Annotated in this window: 15 protein-coding genes; 9 read left to right on the top strand and 6 right to left on the bottom strand. The window is 67.5% G+C overall.

Annotation, left to right across the window (positions count from 1 at the left end):
- The first annotated feature begins 13 nt into the window (after window positions 1-13).
- From fdhF to AKI39_RS03810, 4 genes are all read left to right on the top strand, one after another.
- Window positions 14-2,878: a formate dehydrogenase subunit alpha gene (gene fdhF, locus AKI39_RS03825; protein WP_066632525.1), complete on the top strand. Its 2,865-nt coding sequence runs from the start codon at window positions 14-16 to the stop codon at window positions 2,876-2,878.
- A 33-nt stretch (window positions 2,879-2,911) separates the two neighbouring features.
- A complete protein-coding gene (fdhD, locus tag AKI39_RS03820) occupies window positions 2,912-3,727 on the top strand; it encodes a formate dehydrogenase accessory sulfurtransferase FdhD (RefSeq protein WP_066632518.1) in 816 nt (271 codons plus the stop codon).
- 17 nt (window positions 3,728-3,744) lie between these two features.
- A complete protein-coding gene (locus tag AKI39_RS03815; protein ID WP_066632516.1) occupies window positions 3,745-4,002 on the top strand; it encodes a formate dehydrogenase subunit delta in 258 nt (85 codons plus the stop codon).
- A gap of 103 nt (window positions 4,003-4,105) precedes the next feature.
- On the top strand, window positions 4,106-5,773 hold the full coding sequence (locus AKI39_RS03810; protein ID WP_066632515.1) for an OFA family MFS transporter: 1,668 nt from the start codon (window positions 4,106-4,108) through the stop codon (window positions 5,771-5,773).
- Window positions 5,774-5,947: 174 nt separating this feature from the next.
- Here AKI39_RS03810 and AKI39_RS03805 read toward each other — a convergent pair whose 3' ends face one another.
- The 3 genes from AKI39_RS03805 to AKI39_RS03795 form a co-directional block, all read right to left on the bottom strand.
- Window positions 5,948-6,412: a universal stress protein gene (locus AKI39_RS03805; RefSeq protein WP_066632512.1), complete on the bottom strand. Its 465-nt coding sequence runs from the start codon at window positions 6,410-6,412 to the stop codon at window positions 5,948-5,950.
- A 176-nt stretch (window positions 6,413-6,588) separates the two neighbouring features.
- A complete protein-coding gene (locus tag AKI39_RS03800; protein WP_066632510.1) occupies window positions 6,589-6,942 on the bottom strand; it encodes a TIGR01244 family sulfur transferase in 354 nt (117 codons plus the stop codon).
- Window positions 6,943-7,013: 71 nt separating this feature from the next.
- Window positions 7,014-8,420 carry an aminotransferase-like domain-containing protein gene (locus AKI39_RS03795; protein WP_201258578.1) on the bottom strand — a complete coding sequence of 469 codons (1,407 nt, stop codon included), beginning with the start codon at window positions 8,418-8,420 and terminating at the stop codon, window positions 7,014-7,016.
- Between the two features lie 225 nt (window positions 8,421-8,645).
- Between AKI39_RS03795 and AKI39_RS03790 the strand changes: the two genes are divergently transcribed.
- The gene (locus tag AKI39_RS03790; protein ID WP_066642121.1) at window positions 8,646-9,599 is read left to right on the top strand and encodes a DMT family transporter; all 954 of its coding nucleotides are present in this window, start codon (window positions 8,646-8,648) and stop codon (window positions 9,597-9,599) included.
- A complete protein-coding gene (locus tag AKI39_RS03785; RefSeq protein WP_066632506.1) occupies window positions 9,596-10,231 on the top strand; it encodes a LysE family translocator in 636 nt (211 codons plus the stop codon). The genes AKI39_RS03790 and AKI39_RS03785 overlap by 4 nt, the downstream gene beginning before the upstream one ends.
- 110 nt (window positions 10,232-10,341) lie before the next feature.
- On the opposite strand, the gene AKI39_RS03780 is transcribed toward AKI39_RS03785, so the two are convergent.
- On the bottom strand, window positions 10,342-11,310 hold the full coding sequence (locus AKI39_RS03780; RefSeq protein ID WP_066632504.1) for an MBL fold metallo-hydrolase: 969 nt from the start codon (window positions 11,308-11,310) through the stop codon (window positions 10,342-10,344).
- Between the two features lie 245 nt (window positions 11,311-11,555).
- Here AKI39_RS03780 and AKI39_RS03775 point away from each other — a divergent pair, with 245 nt between their 5' ends.
- A complete protein-coding gene (locus AKI39_RS03775; RefSeq protein WP_083228607.1) occupies window positions 11,556-12,518 on the top strand; it encodes an alpha/beta hydrolase in 963 nt (320 codons plus the stop codon).
- Here the strand turns inward: AKI39_RS03775 and AKI39_RS03770 are convergent.
- Window positions 12,513-12,974, bottom strand: a complete 462-nt coding sequence (locus AKI39_RS03770; protein ID WP_066632503.1) for a GNAT family N-acetyltransferase — start codon at window positions 12,972-12,974, stop codon at window positions 12,513-12,515. The genes AKI39_RS03775 and AKI39_RS03770 overlap by 6 nt on opposite strands.
- A 202-nt stretch (window positions 12,975-13,176) precedes the next feature.
- Between AKI39_RS03770 and AKI39_RS03765 the strand changes: the two genes are divergently transcribed.
- Together AKI39_RS03765 and AKI39_RS03760 are read left to right on the top strand one after the other, a co-directional pair.
- Window positions 13,177-14,109 carry a dihydrodipicolinate synthase family protein gene (locus tag AKI39_RS03765; RefSeq protein WP_066632502.1) on the top strand — a complete coding sequence of 311 codons (933 nt, stop codon included), beginning with the start codon at window positions 13,177-13,179 and terminating at the stop codon, window positions 14,107-14,109.
- 120 nt (window positions 14,110-14,229) lie between these two features.
- Window positions 14,230-14,880 carry a GntR family transcriptional regulator gene (locus AKI39_RS03760; RefSeq protein ID WP_066632498.1) on the top strand — a complete coding sequence of 217 codons (651 nt, stop codon included), beginning with the start codon at window positions 14,230-14,232 and terminating at the stop codon, window positions 14,878-14,880.
- 101 nt (window positions 14,881-14,981) lie between these two features.
- Here AKI39_RS03760 and AKI39_RS03755 read toward each other — a convergent pair whose 3' ends face one another.
- A complete protein-coding gene (locus AKI39_RS03755; protein WP_235610745.1) occupies window positions 14,982-15,749 on the bottom strand; it encodes a ChbG/HpnK family deacetylase in 768 nt (255 codons plus the stop codon).
- Window positions 15,750-15,832 lie beyond the last annotated feature (83 nt).

Here is a 15,832-nt window from a genome sequence, read left to right as displayed (position 1 = left end):
TGGAGACACCACCATGTTGGAAACCGTCATCAAGCGAGACCGGGACTACGGCACCCCGGCGCGGGTGTCCGAAACGCAGGTCAGCCTGACCATCGACGGCCAGGAAATCCGCGTGCCGGCCGGCACTTCGGTCATGCGCGCGGCGGCGGAAGCCGGGATCAACATTCCCAAGCTCTGCGCCACCGACAGCCTGGAAGCCTTCGGCTCCTGCCGCCTGTGCCTGGTGGAAATCGACGGCCGCCGCGGCTATCCCGCTTCCTGCACCACGCCGGTGGAGGAAGGCATGGTCGTGCGTACGGAAACGCCCAAGCTGCACGACCTGCGGCGCGGCGTCATGGAGCTCTATATCTCGGACCATCCGCTGGACTGCCTGACCTGTCCGGCCAACGGCGATTGCGAACTGCAGGACATGGCCGGCGTGGTCGGCCTGCGCAATGTGCGCTACGGCTACCAGGGCGCCAATCACCTGAAGGACGCGACGGACAACTCCAATCCCTACTTCGCCTACGATCCGTCCAAGTGCATCGTGTGCAACCGCTGCGTGCGGGCCTGCGAGGAAACGCAGGGAACCTTCGCCTTGACGATTTCGGGCAAGGGCTTCGATTCGCGCGTATCGGCCGGCCAGGACCAGCCCTTCCTGGAGAGCGAATGCGTTTCGTGCGGCGCCTGCGTGCAGGCCTGCCCCACCGCGACGCTGCAGGAAAAGACGGTCATCATGATGGGCCAGGCCGAGCACTCCGTGGTGACCACCTGCGCCTATTGCGGCGTGGGCTGCGGCTTCAAGGCCGAAATGAAAGGCCAGGAAGTCGTGCGCATGGTGCCGTGGAAGGACGGCCAGGCCAATCGCGGCCACTCCTGCGTGAAAGGCCGTTTCGCCTGGGGCTACACGACGCACCAGGAGCGCGTCACCAAGCCCATGATCCGCAAGCACATCACCGATCCCTGGCGCGAGGTCTCGTGGGACGAGGCGATCTCGTACGCCGCCTCGGAATTCAAGCGCCTGCAGGGCCAATATGGCCGCGATTCCATCGGCGGCATCACATCGTCGCGCTGCACGAACGAAGAAACCTGGCTGGTGCAGAAGCTGGTACGCGCCGGCTTCGGCACCAACAACGTCGATACCTGCGCGCGGGTGTGCCATTCGCCCACGGGATACGGGCTGAAGCAGACGCTGGGCGAATCCGCCGGCACGCAGACCTTCGATTCCGTCATGTTCTCCGACGTGGTCGTCGTCATGGGCGCGAACCCCAGCGCTGCCCACCCGGTGTTCGCCTCGCGCCTGAAGCGCCGCCTGCGCGAAGGCGCGCGCCTGATCGTCATCGACCCGCGCCGCATCGAACTGGTCAGCTCGCCGCACGTCAAGGCCGATTACCACCTGCAGGTAAGGCCGGGCACCAACGTCGCCCTGCTGTCCTCGCTGGCGCACGTCATCGCCACCGAAGGCCTGATCAACGAAGCCTTCGTCGCCGAACGCTGCGAGACGCGGCCCTTCCAGCAATGGCGTGAATTCGTATCGCGCCCGGAAAACTCGCCGGAGGCCATGGAGGCCATCACCGGCGTGCCGGCCGCCGCGGTGCGCGGCGCCGCGCGGCTGTACGCCACCGGCGGCAACGCGGCCATCTACTACGGGCTGGGCGTCACCGAGCACAGCCAGGGTTCGACCACCGTCATGGGCATCGCCAACCTGGCCATGTCCACGGGCAACATCGGCCGCGAAGGCGTGGGCGTCAATCCACTGCGCGGCCAGAACAATGTGCAGGGCTCCTGCGACATGGGGTCCTTCCCGCACGAGCTGCCGGGCTACCGCCATATTTCGGATGACGTCGTGCGCGGCGAATTCGAGCGCGATTGGGGCGTGACGCTGCAGCCGGAGCCCGGCCTGCGCATTCCCAATATGTTCGAGGCCGCGCTGGGAGGCACCTTCAAGGGCCTGTATTGCCAGGGCGAGGACATCGTGCAGTCCGACCCCAACACGCAGCACGTGGCGGCGGCCCTGGCGGCGATGGAATGCGTCGTGGTTCAGGACCTGTTCCTGAACGAAACGGCGAAGTACGCACACGTCTTCCTGCCGGGCTCTTCCTTCCTGGAAAAGGACGGCACCTTCACCAACGCGGAACGTCGGATCTCGCGCGTGCGCAAGGTGATGGAGCCGCGCAACGGCAAGTCGGACTGGGAAGTCACCGTCGCGCTGTCCAACGCCATGGGCTACCCCATGAATTACCGCCATCCCAGCGAAATCATGGAAGAGATCGCGCGGCTGACGCCCACCTTCGCCGGCGTCACCTACGAAAAGCTGGACCGGCTGGGCAGCGTCCAATGGCCTTGCAACGACGAGGCGCCGGAGGGCACGCCCATCATGCACATCGACGAGTTCGTGCGCGGCAAGGGCAAGTTCATCATCACGCAGTACGTGCCCAGCGAAGAGCGCAGCACCCGCAAGTACCCGCTGCTGCTCACCACGGGCCGCATCCTGTCGCAATACAACGTGGGCGCGCAGACGCGCCGCACGCCCAACGTCCAGTGGCATGGCGAGGACGTGCTGGAGATCCATCCGCAGGACGCGGAAGACCGCGGGATTTCCGAGGGCGACTGGGTGGGCGTGCAAAGCCGCGCGGGCGAAACCGTGCTGCGCGCCGTCCTGACCGACCGCGTGCAGCCCGGCGTGGTATACACCACCTTCCATTTCCCTGAGTCGGGCGCCAACGTAGTGACGACGGACAACTCGGACTGGGCCACCAATTGCCCCGAATACAAGGTGACGGCCGTACAAGTGATGCGCGTGTCGCAGCCGTCGGAGTGGCAGCGGCAATGGAGCCGCTTCAGCGACATCCAGCACAAGCTGCTGGCCGAACGCGAAACCGCGCCGGCCGGGAAATAGACGGCGCGCACGCAAGGCGGACATCGCGGCGATATGGAAAAAGAAACCTCCACGCGAGCACGCGTGCTGCGCATCCGGGACGGCGTGCTGGCGCCGGCGCCGGACGACGACGTCCTGGCCGAGGAAACCCCCATCGCGCTGGAATACAACGGCATCAGCCACGCCACCATGCTGGCGACGCCGGCCGACCTGGAAGACTTCGCCGTCGGCTTCTCCCTGACGGAAGGCATCATCGACGGCGCGCGCGACGTGCGGGATATCGAATCGCGCACGAGTCCGGACGGCATCGTGCTGTCCTTGACCATCTCCAGCGCGTGCGCCGCGCGCCTGAAGGAAAGGCGCCGCGCCTTGTCGGGCCGCACCGGCTGCGGCTTGTGCGGCGTGGAAACGCTGCCGGAGGTGCTGCGCGACATCCCGCCCGTGCCGCCGGCCGCGCCGGTCCGCGCCCGCGCGGTGCTGGACGCCATGCGCGCGCTGCGCGTGCGCCAGTCCCTGCACACGCTGACGGGCGCCACGCATGCCGCCGGCTGGGCGGACGCCGACGGCGCGATCGCGCTGGCGCGCGAGGACGTCGGACGGCACAACGCACTGGACAAGCTGATCGGCGCGCTGGCACGGCGCGCGGACGACGCTCCCGCGCCGGGCACGGGACTGATCGTCGTCTCCAGCCGCGCCAGTTTTGAAATGGTGCAGAAAACCGCGGCGGCCGGCGTCGGCATCCTGGCCGCGGTCTCGGCGCCGACCGCCCTGGCGCAGCGGCTGGCGGACCGGCTGAACATCGCACTATTGGGCTTCATGCGCGACAACGACACCACGCTGTACGCGCACGCCGAACGCATCTCCGCATAAGGAAAACAGGAGCAAGCATGGAGATCGCCAATCTCATACGCATGGCCAACCGCATCGGCGACTTCTTCGACGCCATGCCGGACCGCCCGGAAGCGGTCGAAGGTGTCGCCAACCACATCCAGAAGTTCTGGGAGCCCCGCATGCGCGTACAGCTGCTGGCCTTCCTGGATCGCCATCCGGACGGCATCGACGGCGACGTCCGGCTCAGTCCCATCGTGCTGGAAGCCGTCAACGGAAACCGCGAACGCCTGACGCCCAGGGTGGCGGCGCATTGAAGCAAGCAGGACCTGAAGCGCACGTAGAAGAACCGGAATCCGTGGCGGCGCGCCGGCAGGCCGTCCCGCTGCATTCCGCTCAAACCAAAGACTAGGAGAGGACATGAGCTCAGCGACCACGCTGGACCTCCCGGGTGGCAAACCCGGCTTTCTGGACAAGGAAAGAACCATTGCAGGGCCGGGATTCAGCCGCTGGCTGGTGCCTCCCGCCGCCCTGGCGATCCATCTGTGCATCGGCATGGCCTATGGCTTTTCCGTATTCTGGCTGCCGCTGTCCAAATCGCTGGGCGGCGCCGCGCCGCTGGCCTGCCCGGCCGATATGAGCCTGGCCGCGGAACTCTTCACCAAGCGTTGCGATTGGCGTATCTCCAGCATGACGGTGACATACATCCTGTTCTTCGTCCTGCTGGGCTGCTCGGCGGCCCTGTGGGGCGGCTGGCTAGAACGCGCCGGCCCGCGCAAGGCCGGCATCGTGTCGGCGGTGTGCTGGTGCGGCGGCCTGGTGGTTTCCGCGCTGGGCATCTACGTGCACCAGCTATGGATGCTGTGGGTCGGTTCCGGCGTGATCGGCGGCGTGGGACTGGGCCTGGGCTATATCTCGCCTGTCAGTACCTTGATCAAGTGGTTTCCGGACCGCCGCGGCATGGCAACCGGCATGGCCATCATGGGCTTCGGCGGCGGCGCCATGGTGGGCGCACCGCTGGCCAATCTGCTGATGCGCCATTACGCGTCGGCCAGCTCGCCCGGCGTATGGGAAACCTTCCTGACGCTGGCGGTGATCTATGCGATGTTCATGATCGCCGGTGCGCTTTCCTATCGCGTGCCCGCAACCAACTGGAAACCGGAAGGCTGGACGCCGCCCGAGACGCGCAGCGGCAACGCCATGATCACGCACGGCCACGTGCACGTGAAAAAGATCTGGGGCGTCCCGCAGTTCTGGCTGGTGTGGTGGGCCCTGTGCCTGAACGTGACGGCGGGCATCGGCATCCTGGGCATGGCATCGCCGCTGCTGCAGGAAGTGTTCGCCGGCAAACTGATCGGACAGGACGCGCTGACCTTTTCCCAATTGAACAAGGAACAGCTCGCCGCCATCGCCACCATCGCCGCCGGCTTCACGGGCCTGCTCAGCCTGTTCAACATCGGCGGGCGTTTCGTCTGGGCCAGCCTCTCGGACAAGCTAGGCCGCAAGCTGACCTACTGCACCTTCTTCGTGCTGGGCCTGGTCCTGTACGCCTCCGTGCCATGGTCCGCGCACGCCGGCCACCTGGCGCTGTTCGTCGGTGCATTCTGCATCATCCTGTCGATGTACGGCGGCGGCTTCTCCACGGTGCCGGCCTACCTGGCCGACCTATTCGGCACCCAGATGGTGGGCGCCATCCACGGCCGGGTGCTGACGGCGTGGTCCGCGGCCGGCATCTTCGGGCCGGTTCTGATCAGCTATCTGCGCGAATACCAGCTGTCGATCGGCGTGCCGCGCGCCCAGGTGTACGACATCACGATGTACATCCTGGCCGGGCTTCTTGTGATCGGCCTGCTGTGCAACCTGGCCATCCGGCCGGTCAATCCCAAGCACTTCATGAACGACGAGGAACTGGCGCGGGAAAAAGCGCTGGCGCACGAGCGCGCCATCGCCACCGAGGTCCACGGGGAATCGCGGTCCACCTTCAAGACGCCCAGGTCGGTCATCGCATTCGGCTGGGCCTGCGTGGGCATCCCGCTGGCCTGGGGCATCTGGGTAACGCTGCAGCAGGCCGTGGTGTTGTTCAAATAAGCAACCCGGCCGCGCCGCGGCACCCGCGAGTACGCCCTGCCGAACCGACCTCCAGAAGTTGGACATTTGATCCAACGTCTGGAGGTCGATTCATGCCGGTCGCACCAAAAAAAAACCGGCGTCCCGAAGAACGCCGGCGGCTGGATCCCAGCGCCGCGCGATGCGGCGCCGGGCTCAGGATTTTTCTTCCTTGACGCGGTACACCAGCACCGCGACGTGGGCCAGCGACAGCACCTTCGCGGTGACGCTGCCCAGCAGCAGCCGCGACAGGCCGCTGCGGCCATGGCTGCCGATGAAGATCAGGTCGCAGCCGTTGTCCTGCGCGGCGTGCACGATGCCGTCCGCGACGTTGAAGTTGGACACCGCGCGCGACGTGGCCTTCACGTTCGCGGTCTCGGCGCGATCCAGCACATGCTTCAGATAGCGCTTCGATTGTTCGGCCGAGGCTTTTTCATAGTCCTCGTCGGTGATGGCATAGGCAGCGGCCATGCCGTCGAACCCGATGGTCGCGGCGAAGGGCTGCGTCACGTGCAGGGCGACGATCTCGGCGCCGGTGGAGCGGGCGAAGCAAACCCCTGCGTTCGCCGCCTGGGCGGACAGCGGGGACCCGTCGGTGGGAATAAGGATTTTCTTGAACATATCCTGCTCCTTACACGGTTGTGTGTGTATCCCATCCTACCGGAAAAGCGCACACGGCGGCAGAGCAGCATCCCCAGGTGGCCCGCGGCGCCGGCATCGACCGGGCAGGCCGTCCTGTGTTTGGCGCCCGGGGTCCGGGCGACCGCTTCCCGCGGGCGTTACCCCTTGCCGGGCAATTAGCCGCGGGACGTCGATTGCTGCGATGCAACGAACAGATTGGTGCAGCGGGTCCCGGTGCGGCAATAGGCCAGGACGGGCTGCGGCAGCTTTTCCAGCAGCTGGCCGAAGCGGGCCACGTCATCGGCCGTCATCCCGCCGCTGATCACGGGCTGGTATTCGACCTGCAGGCCGGCGTTCAGGGCCGCCTCGGACACCGCCGCAGCGGTCGGCTGGTCCGGTCCGCCTTCATAGTCCGGCCGGTTGATGATGACGCTCTTGAAGCCGGCGGCGGCCACGGCGGCCATATCGTCGGGCGACAACTGCGGGGCGACGGCAAACGATTCGGTCAGGCGATTGATGGGAACGGACATGATGATCTTCCTTGAAGGTGCGGCGTATCCGCCGAGTATATGCGGGAGACGGCATGCGGCGCGCGCGGCCGCTACGGCGCCTCGCGCATCAATTGCCGCAGCAGCTGCCAGGCCGGCGCATTGTCCACCATGCTGGCGGAAAAACGCAGATAGGTCGACGGCGCCTGCGACGGCGAGAACAGCGACCCAGGCGCCAACAGCATGTTGCGGGCGGCCGCCGCGCGCGCCAGGCTTTCGGCGTCGCGGCCGCAGTCGGCCCAGATGAACATGCCGGCGTGGGGCATATCGGCAATGCGCATTCCCAGTTCGAGCAGTCGCCTGGCGCAGCGTTCGCGCGCATCGTCCACGCGTGCGCGCACCCGTTCCACGTGGCGGCGGAACAGGCCGTCGGCCAGGATGCGATGGACCACGCGTTCGCCCAGTTCCGGCGACGTCAGGCCGGCCAGCATTTTCAAGTCCGCCAGCTTCTGCAGCACGGCCGGGGCGGCCGCGACGTAGCCCACGCGCAGGCTGGGCGCCAGCATTTTGGAGAAGCCGCCCACCAGGATCACGCGGTCCAGGCGATCCAGCACGGAGAGCCGCATGGCGTTGCCGGGGTGCAATTCCGCATAGGTATCGTCCTCCACCACCGTGAAATCATGGCGTTCGGCGATGCGCAGGATGTCGTAGGCGGCACCGGCCGACAAGGTATGGCCGGTGGGGTTGTGCACCACGCTGTTCACGATGAACAGCTTCGGCCGATGTTGGGCCGCCAGCTTTTCCAGCACCTCCACGTCCGGCCCGGCCGGGGTGCGCGGCACGCCGATCACCCGCGCGCCCACCGCCGCCAGGCGGCCGAATATCACGAACCAGGCCGGGTCCTCGACCAGCACCGTATCGCCCGGCCCCACCAGCAGGCGCGCGATCAAGTCCAGGCCGTGGGTGACGCCGTTGGTGGTCAGGAGATTGTGCTCAGGATGCGCGGGAACGCCGTTTCCTTGCAGCAAGGCCGCGATCTGCTGGCGCAGCGCGGGAAAGCCCTGGGGCTGGCCGTACGACAGGAAGTTGCCGCGCACGGTGCGACCGACGGCGCGCACCGCGCCGGCGATCATGTCCGCGTCCAGCCAGTCGGCCGGCAGCAGGCCCGCGCCGCCCGGCATGCCCGGGGTGGCGGCTTCGCGAAACATGCTGCGCAGCAGCCACGAAATATCGATGCGCGTGGGCGCATCCAGCGTGGCTTCGGGTGCGGGCACCGCGGCGGCGGCGCGCGCGGTATCGCGCGCCGCCACGAAAAAGCCCGCCCCGCGCCGCGATTGCACCAGCCCGCTGGCGGCCAGGCGGTCGTAGGCCTCCACCACGGTGAAGCGGCTCACGCCGGCCTGCTGCGCCATGGCGCGTATGGATGGCAGCCGCGACCCCGGGCGCAAGCCTTCGTCCTGGATGCGGCGCGTCAGGTCGTCGGCCAGCTGCGAGGCCAGCGTGACGTCGTTGCCACGCACGGGGCGCCAGGCCGCCGAAGTCGAGGAAAGTGTCATGGTGAAGGCACCAGGCCAGTTATCACGGTGAACTGGGAAAGTGTACCGGTACTGTACCGGGACACATGCGTAGAGTGTCACTTCCCGCATCGCCATGCAAGGGGACGGCCGCCCGACGGGCAGGCTGGCCTTGGCCGACGTCGCCGACTCGTCCGGGATGGCCGCATGCCCCGAACCCAGGTCCAAACCATGACACGCCCGCCCGCCAACGTTGCATCGCTGTCCTCCGCCCCCAATACGCCCCAAGGCTGGGAAGGCTACGGCGCCGCCCTGCTCGGCATCCTGATATTCAGCCTGACGCTGCCGATGTCGCGCATCGCGGTGGCGGAACTGGATCCGCTGCTGGTCGGACTGGGCCGCGCCCTGGTTGCCGCGGTACCCGCGGGCCTGCTGCTGTGGGTGACGCGCAGCCGCCTGCCGCGGCGCGAGGAAAGGACGGGCATCATCCTGGCCGCGCTGGGCGTGGTGGTGGGCTGGCCGGTGGCCTCCACCTTGGCCATGCAGTCGGTGCCGGCCGCGCACGGCGCGGTGGTCAATGGCCTGCTACCCCTGTCGACAGCGGCCTTCGCGGCCTTGGGCAGTGGTGAACGCCCGTCGCGGCAATTCTGGATGTGGGCGCTGGCGGGCGCCGGCCTGGTCGCCGCCTTCGCACTGCGCGAAGGCGGGGGCGTGCCGCAGGCGGGGGACCTGTGGCTGATCCTGTCCGTCGCCCTCGGCGGCATGGGCTACGCCGAAGGCGCGCGCGTGTCGCGCACGCTGGGCGGCTGGCGTACGATCTGCTGGGCGCTGATCATCAGCGCGCCTTTCATCGCGGCGCCGGTGACCTGGATGGCGGCGCACACGCCGGCGGCGCCGTCGCCCCTCGCGTGGATGGCATTGGCCTACCTGTCCTTCGGCTCCATGTTCCTGGGATTTTTCGCGTGGTACCGCGGGCTGGCGCGCGGCGGCATCGCGCGTGTCGGGCAGGTACAGCTGCTGCAGCCCTTCATCACGGTCACGGCCGCCGCCCTGCTGTTCGGCGAACACGTCGCGCCGGCCACGCTGGCGTTCGCGCTGGCCATCATTGGAGTGATCGCGGGCGGACGGGCCGCGGCGAGTTCCCGGCGGCATTACGGCAAGACCCGCATGGATATGAAGACATGACCGATACCATTCCGCTGCTTTCCGCCAGCCTGCTGGGACCGCTGGCCTTGTTTTCGCTCGTCAGCTCGATCACGCCAGGCCCCAACAACATCATGCTGGCCTCTTCCGGCCTGAACTTCGGCTTCCGGCGCACGCTGCCGCACATGCTGGGCGTGAACATCGGGTTTTCCTTGATGATCCTGCTGGTGGGCGCGGGGCTGGGCGCCGTCTTCCACAGCGTCCCGCTGCTGTATACGCTGCTGAAATACGGCGGCGCGGCCTACCTGCTGTATCTGGCGTGGAAAATCGCCACCGCCGGCCAGATCCGCGAAGACGGCCGGCGCGCACGGCCCTTCACCTTTTTGCAGGCCGCCGCGTTCCAGTGGATCAATCCCAAGGCCTGGGTCATGGTGGTCGGCGTGGCGGCCACCTATATTCCCGAATCGGGCTTCTTCATGAACCTGCTCGTGGCCACCGTCGTGTGCGGCATCGTGAACCTGCCCAGCATCGGCGTCTGGGTCACCTTCGGCACGGCGCTGCGGCGCGTGCTGCACCGGCCGGGCGCGGTGCGGGCCTTCAACCTGACCATGGCCGCGCTGCTGGTGCTATCGCTGTATCCCATCGCCCAGGACGTGGCGGGCCTCCTGCGGTAGACGGCGCCCGCCCCTTTTCCGGGGGCGGACGGCCTTCCCACATACGCTGCCGGGTCCGGCCAAGCGCGTATCGACTTTCGTGGCGGCGTATGCGGTATGCGGCGGTCGCGCTACTGATACGCGGCGGCACTGTGCCCTTGCGCGTCGAACTCCATCGTCCGACCGGACAAGGGCACATAGGCCGGCACGTGCACGGCCTTCAGGAAGGCCTCGGTCTTGCTGCCTGGCCGGACCTTGCCGTTGACGGTGCCCACCTCGTTCGCGTGCGAAGGGATGACCGAAGCCGGTTTGACCAGGTCATTGATGACGTAGGCGGCTTCGCGCGGGCCCGTGCTGAATCCGTCGCCCATGTTCATCACTGCCAGTTGGGCGTGATACAGGTCCCGCACGGCGGAGGCCTGGTCCGCGGTCACGCCTGTGTCGCCGGACAAGTAGGCCACCAGTCCATTGCTGAACTGCAGCACGTAGCCGGTGGCCAAGCCGACGTCGCCGTAGATGCCAGCCGCCTTCATCTCCTTGCCAAGCTCTCCCCCGATGAAGTCGGGGTCTAGTCCATTGCTGTGCATCGCGGTCACCGTGGCGATCCGTACGCCGCCCACCACCACACTGCCACCAAAGCGCGCCAGGATGGAATTGGCGGGGTCGCCGCCGTTGGCCTTCAGCTTGGCGGCGAAGAAGGGAGGCATGTCGCTGCCCGTGACGATCTTCGATTTCTTGGCGAGCGCAATGTTGACCGCGTTGGTGTTGGGTACGTCCGAAACCGACACGTCCGGGTTCTCGCAGCTACCCGAATTGGGCGCCTTGTTGTGCGCGTTACCCACATGGTCTCCATGCATGTGGCTGACCAGGATGACGTCGATCTTGCCCAGGCGAGGATCCGCGGCGCCCGCCACGGTGCGGCCGGGATCGTAGAGTATGCGCGTGCCGTTCGGGTCCTCGAAAATCATGGCGCGGTCCTGCGGGCAGAATTCGCCGTCGATCCCGCCCAGCGGCGTGACGCGAACGTGCTGGGTGGGCGCGGCGGCGGCGGCCGTCGAGGCAAGCGCCAAGGCAGTGAAGAGCATCGTGCGTATTCTCATGAACAACTCCAGAAGGGCGAGGGGAGGGACGACACAGCAGCAGTGATCACGCGGGAATGACTCGGTTTCGGGGGACGGCTTTGCCTGAAGGCTTAAATGTAAGTACGTATTAGAGCCGGTGCACACATCAGCATGAATCGTCGATCGGTACTACTCCCCGTCTTCGCCGTCGCCATCGGCGCCCTCGCCGGTCGCCGGCGATAGCCGGCACGGGAACCGCGGCCGTGGCCGCCGGTCTATCGTCCATGGTCCCGTTCCCCCGCCTGCCCATCCGCATCCACCTGCGCCGCGCCATTGCATGCGCGCTGCTGGCCGGCACCGCCGTCGTGGGCTGCACGCACCTGGACACCTGGCAGCGCGAGGCCATTTTCTCGCCGGCCCAGGGCGACCAGCGCTGGTTCAGCGAACCGCCGGCCGGCACCCGGGTCTTCGACCTGGCCGTCGCCCCGGACCAGCACGTGCGCGCCTGGTATTGGCAGAGCCCCGACCCCCACGCACCGGCCGTTCTTTATCTGCACGGCGCGCGCTGGAACCTGAACGGCAGCGCCTTCCGCATGGCGAGCTGGACGCGGCTGGGCTATTCGGTGCTGGCCATCGACTATCGCGGCTTCGGCGATTCCACACGGATGCTGCCCTCCGAGGAAAGCGCCGGCCAGGACGCCGCCGCAGCGCTGCGCGAACTGGCCAGGCGGCAGCCGGATCCGTCCAGGCGCTTCGTGTACGGCCACAGCCTGGGCGGCGCCATCGCCATCGACCTGGCCTCGCGCAAGGACATGCCGGCGTTCGCGGGGCTGATCGTCGAATCCAGTTTCACCAGCATCGCCGCCATGCTGCAGACGCTGAAGTGGGGCTGGGTGCCCGGCGCGAGCCTGCTGGTCACGCAGCCTTTCGATTCGCTGGACAAGCTGGCCGAGCTGACCACGCCCGTGCTCTTCCTGCACGGCACCGAGGACCAGGTGGTGCCGCACACCATGAGCGACCAGTTGTTCGCCGCCGCGCAACGCGTGGCGCCCAACCTGAAGCGGCTGGTGAAGATAGACGGCGCATCGCATTCGGGCGCCGTGCGTAGCGGCCCCGTCTACGACGATGCCGTCGAATCCTTCGTGCATGACGCCGTGGCGGCCTACCACGGCGCACCCATGCCGCAGCGCCCGCCGCTGGACGCGCGCACCGCCGGGTCGTCCACCCACGGCGCGGAACCGCTATAGGGAGCGCTTGTAGAAGCAGTAGGGTGTGCCGGCCCGCATTCCCAGCCTTTCCGCCACGCGCCAGGAAGCGGTATTCGCTTCGTCGCACGACCAGATCGATACCCGCCCCTGGCTGGCCGCCCACCGTATGGCCTGGCCGCAGAGCACGGTGGACAAGCCCTTGCCGCGATAGTCCGGATGCGTGATCGTGCCGATTTCGGCGTAGCGCCAGGACGAGACCACGTAGGATTCACTGGCAATGACGCCGGTCAAGGGATCTCGCATCACCAGGGCGGCTGCGTGTTGCAGGAAAGGCTGCGCACCGCCCAGCAGCGCGCGCATCAGGTCGAACCACAGGCAGCGCCGGAACATCGCCTCGTCCCTCACCCGCAGGACTTCCAGGCCGGCGTAACGCCGGATTTCCGGCGGCAGGCCGGCGGGGCATTCCGCATCATGGCGGAAGAGGTGGCCTCGCAAGGCGGCATGAAGGCCTGGAGACCCCGCCCGGCTAGACCGTGCCGCTCGACGATCTGCTCATCGCGATCCACCGCGCCGCCCGGCATCCACGGCCTGAGGCAGGGGCCCGACCTCGGGCAGACCCGGTCTTGTAAATATATTAAGGCGCCATTAGACTGCCCCATCGAGGCGCACCGAGCGCCCATTCCGTTTGGAGAACGACTTGAACCGTACGCGCTGGCAAGGAGTATTTCCCGCCGTCACAAGCAAATTCCGCGACGATGAATCGCTGGACCACGAGGAAATGCGGCGGCATTTCAGTTTCCTGATCGACAACGGCGTCCACGGGCTGGTGACCTGCGGCTCCTTGGGCGAAGCCAGCACGCTGTCGATGGAAGAAAAGCTGGCGGTCGCCAAGACCGCCGTGGACGTCAGCGGCGGCCGCGTCCCCGTCCTGGCCAATGTCTCCGAAACCAGCACCCGCGACGCCCTCCGCTATGTCAAGGCGGCCGTCGACCAGGGCGTGGACGGCTTCATGGTGATGCCATCCGTACTCTACGTGGCCGACGCGCGCGAAGCCATGCAGAACGTGCGCACCATCGCGGAAGCCGCCAGAAAGCCCTGCATGATCTACAACAACCCGGTCGCCTACCGGGTCGACCTGAAGCCGGAACACATGGCACAGCTGGCCGACTGCGAATGGCTGGCCGCCATCAAGGAAAGCACCGACGATATCCGTCGCATCACCGACCTGCGCAATGCGCTGGGCACGCGCTACCAGCTGTTCATCGGCGTCGACGATCTATCCTTCGAAGCGCTGGCGCTGGGCGCCGACGGGCTGCTGGCCGGCCTGGTGACCGCATTCCCGCGCGAAACGGTCGCCCTCTACGATCTGATGAAGGCGGGTGAATGGGCGCAGGCGCTCAAGCTCTATCAGTGGTTCACGCCACTGCTGCACCTGGACGTCTCCACCAAGCTGGTGCAGAACATCAAGCTGGCCGAGACCCTGGCCGGTGTCGGCAATGAAAACGTGCGCCGTCCCCGCCTGCCCCTGGCCGGAGAGGAACGCGCGCGCGTCGAGGCCATCATCAAGACGGCGCTGGAAAAGCGGCCCGAGGAATTCCGGTCCCGGCCGCCAGGCGCCGGCCGCCATTGATATCGCGACGCGGCCGGCGTGGGTGCCGCCGCCGCGCCGTCACCGGCGTCGCGGCGGCCGTCCGGCTCGGGTACCATACGGCCGCTGTCCGATAACGATAAGACTACGCCCACCTGGACCATGACCGCAGTCCCGACCAAACGCCGCGCCGCCGATGTTGCCTACGACGCCGTCGAAAGCATGATCGCCACTTTGCAACTGCAGCCCGGCAGCCCGGTGGTCGAAGCCGAACTGGTCCACCGCACCGGCCTGGGACGCACGCCCTTGCGCGAGGCCCTGCTGCGCATGGTGTCGGCCGGCCTGATCACCCAGGAGCCCAGGCGCGGCCTGCGCGTCTCCAATGTGCAATTGTCCGATCACCTGGACCTGATCCAGACGCGCCGCGCGCTGGAGCAACTGATCGCCACGTCCGCGGCCAGGCGTGCCACGCCGCCGCAGCGCAGCAGCATCCTCGATTGCGCGGCCAATATGATGCGCGCTGCCGACGGCGGCGACCTGGACGACTATATGCGCGCCGACCAGATGCTGGACCACGCCTGCCACGACGCCTGCCGCAACGTGTCGGCCGTCACGGCCATCACGCCGCTGCTGATCCAATGCCGCCGCTTCTGGTACGCGTATCAGCATGAAGGCGACGTCAAGGAAGGCGCGCGCCACCACATGGCCATGGCCGAAGGCATCGCCAGCGGCGACGAGCGGGCCGCGGCGCGCGGCGCCGATGCGCTGATGGACTACCTGGAAGGGTTCGCGCGCAAGGTCATCGACGCCTAGCCGCGCGCCGCGCCGTGGCGCTGTACCGGCGCATGCCCACCCGGGACAACGATGCCATGAAATGCGGCGCCACGAAGCCCGGCACCGCATGGCCGGGCGCATCAGGCGTCGGCGTAGCGCACGATGCGCAGCCCGATGGCGGACATCCATTCGTCCAGGCCGGGCTTGGACAGCACCTGGTATTCCGCGCCGCGCTGCGCATCCATGCCAGACCTGCCGCCGGCGGGCAGCGCCGGATGGCACATCAAGAGATCGCCATCACAGGAATTGCGCAGCCACAGGGTAAGCAGATCGTCGTAGGCCTGCGCCCCGCCCTGGAAGTCGTACACGCCCAGGAAGCGCCGGTTGGTGCGCAGCCCCGCTTGCGCGGCGGCGCGGGCAAAGGCGGCCGAGCCCAACGCGGCGATGATGCGGGCCTTGCGCCGCAGGGGCGTAGGCACGCCATCCAGGCAGCCCGGCGCGGTATAGCGCAGCCACGGCCCCTGGCCAGGGTAGCGGCGCGCCAGCACGGCGAACAGCGCGTGGCGGATCTGCGGCAGCTGGTGCACGTGCTGGTGCCCGTCGATGAAATCCGGAGCGCGGCCCATCGCCGCTTCGAATGCATCCAGCTGGCGCTCGATCTGGCGCTTGACGCGTCCGGCGTCCAGCATGCGCGCATACGAAAAGGCGATCAGGCGCGGCAGCGGCAGGTAGAGCCCGGACTCGCCCAGCGCTTCCGTGAAATTCAGATGCAGTCCGGCGTCCACGTCCAGGTCGCGCAGCTGCGCCGCGTCGCGCCGGAAGGCCGGCGCCTGCGACATGCAACCTACCGCGCTGAGCCGCTGGGCCCGCGCCAGGCCAAGCACGCCCTCGTTGATTGCCGCATTCATGCCAAAATCGTCCGCGCATACGACAATGCGCCTGATGTCCGCGTATGTACTCGCGGGCCCCCCTGACGTCATCGCCATGGAAG

This window comes from Bordetella sp. H567, from assembly GCF_001704295.1.
Lineage (GTDB): Bacteria > Pseudomonadota > Gammaproteobacteria > Burkholderiales > Burkholderiaceae_B > Bordetella_C.
This window is presented reverse-complemented; position numbering and strand designations above follow the sequence as displayed.

Excerpts from the sequence above, each read along its gene's own strand:
- fdhD (WP_066632518.1), top strand. The coding sequence starts at position 2,912 with ATGGAAAAAGAAACCTCCACGCGAGCACGCGTGCTGCGCATCCGGGAC.
- AKI39_RS03805 (WP_066632512.1), bottom strand. The coding sequence starts at position 6,412 with ATGTTCAAGAAAATCCTTATTCCCACCGACGGGTCCCCGCTGTCCGCC.
- AKI39_RS03785 (WP_066632506.1), top strand. The coding sequence starts at position 9,596 with ATGACCGATACCATTCCGCTGCTTTCCGCCAGCCTGCTGGGACCGCTG.
- AKI39_RS03790 (WP_066642121.1), top strand. The coding sequence starts at position 8,646 with ATGACACGCCCGCCCGCCAACGTTGCATCGCTGTCCTCCGCCCCCAAT.
- AKI39_RS03755 (WP_235610745.1), bottom strand. The coding sequence starts at position 15,749 with ATGAATGCGGCAATCAACGAGGGCGTGCTTGGCCTGGCGCGGGCCCAG.
- AKI39_RS03815 (WP_066632516.1), top strand. The coding sequence starts at position 3,745 with ATGGAGATCGCCAATCTCATACGCATGGCCAACCGCATCGGCGACTTC.
- AKI39_RS03780 (WP_066632504.1), bottom strand. The coding sequence starts at position 11,310 with ATGAGAATACGCACGATGCTCTTCACTGCCTTGGCGCTTGCCTCGACG.
- AKI39_RS03775 (WP_083228607.1), top strand. The coding sequence starts at position 11,556 with ATGGTCCCGTTCCCCCGCCTGCCCATCCGCATCCACCTGCGCCGCGCC.
- AKI39_RS03810 (WP_066632515.1), top strand. The coding sequence starts at position 4,106 with ATGAGCTCAGCGACCACGCTGGACCTCCCGGGTGGCAAACCCGGCTTT.
- AKI39_RS03760 (WP_066632498.1), top strand. The coding sequence starts at position 14,230 with ATGACCGCAGTCCCGACCAAACGCCGCGCCGCCGATGTTGCCTACGAC.
- AKI39_RS03800 (WP_066632510.1), bottom strand. The coding sequence starts at position 6,942 with ATGTCCGTTCCCATCAATCGCCTGACCGAATCGTTTGCCGTCGCCCCG.
- fdhF (WP_066632525.1), top strand. The coding sequence starts at position 14 with ATGTTGGAAACCGTCATCAAGCGAGACCGGGACTACGGCACCCCGGCG.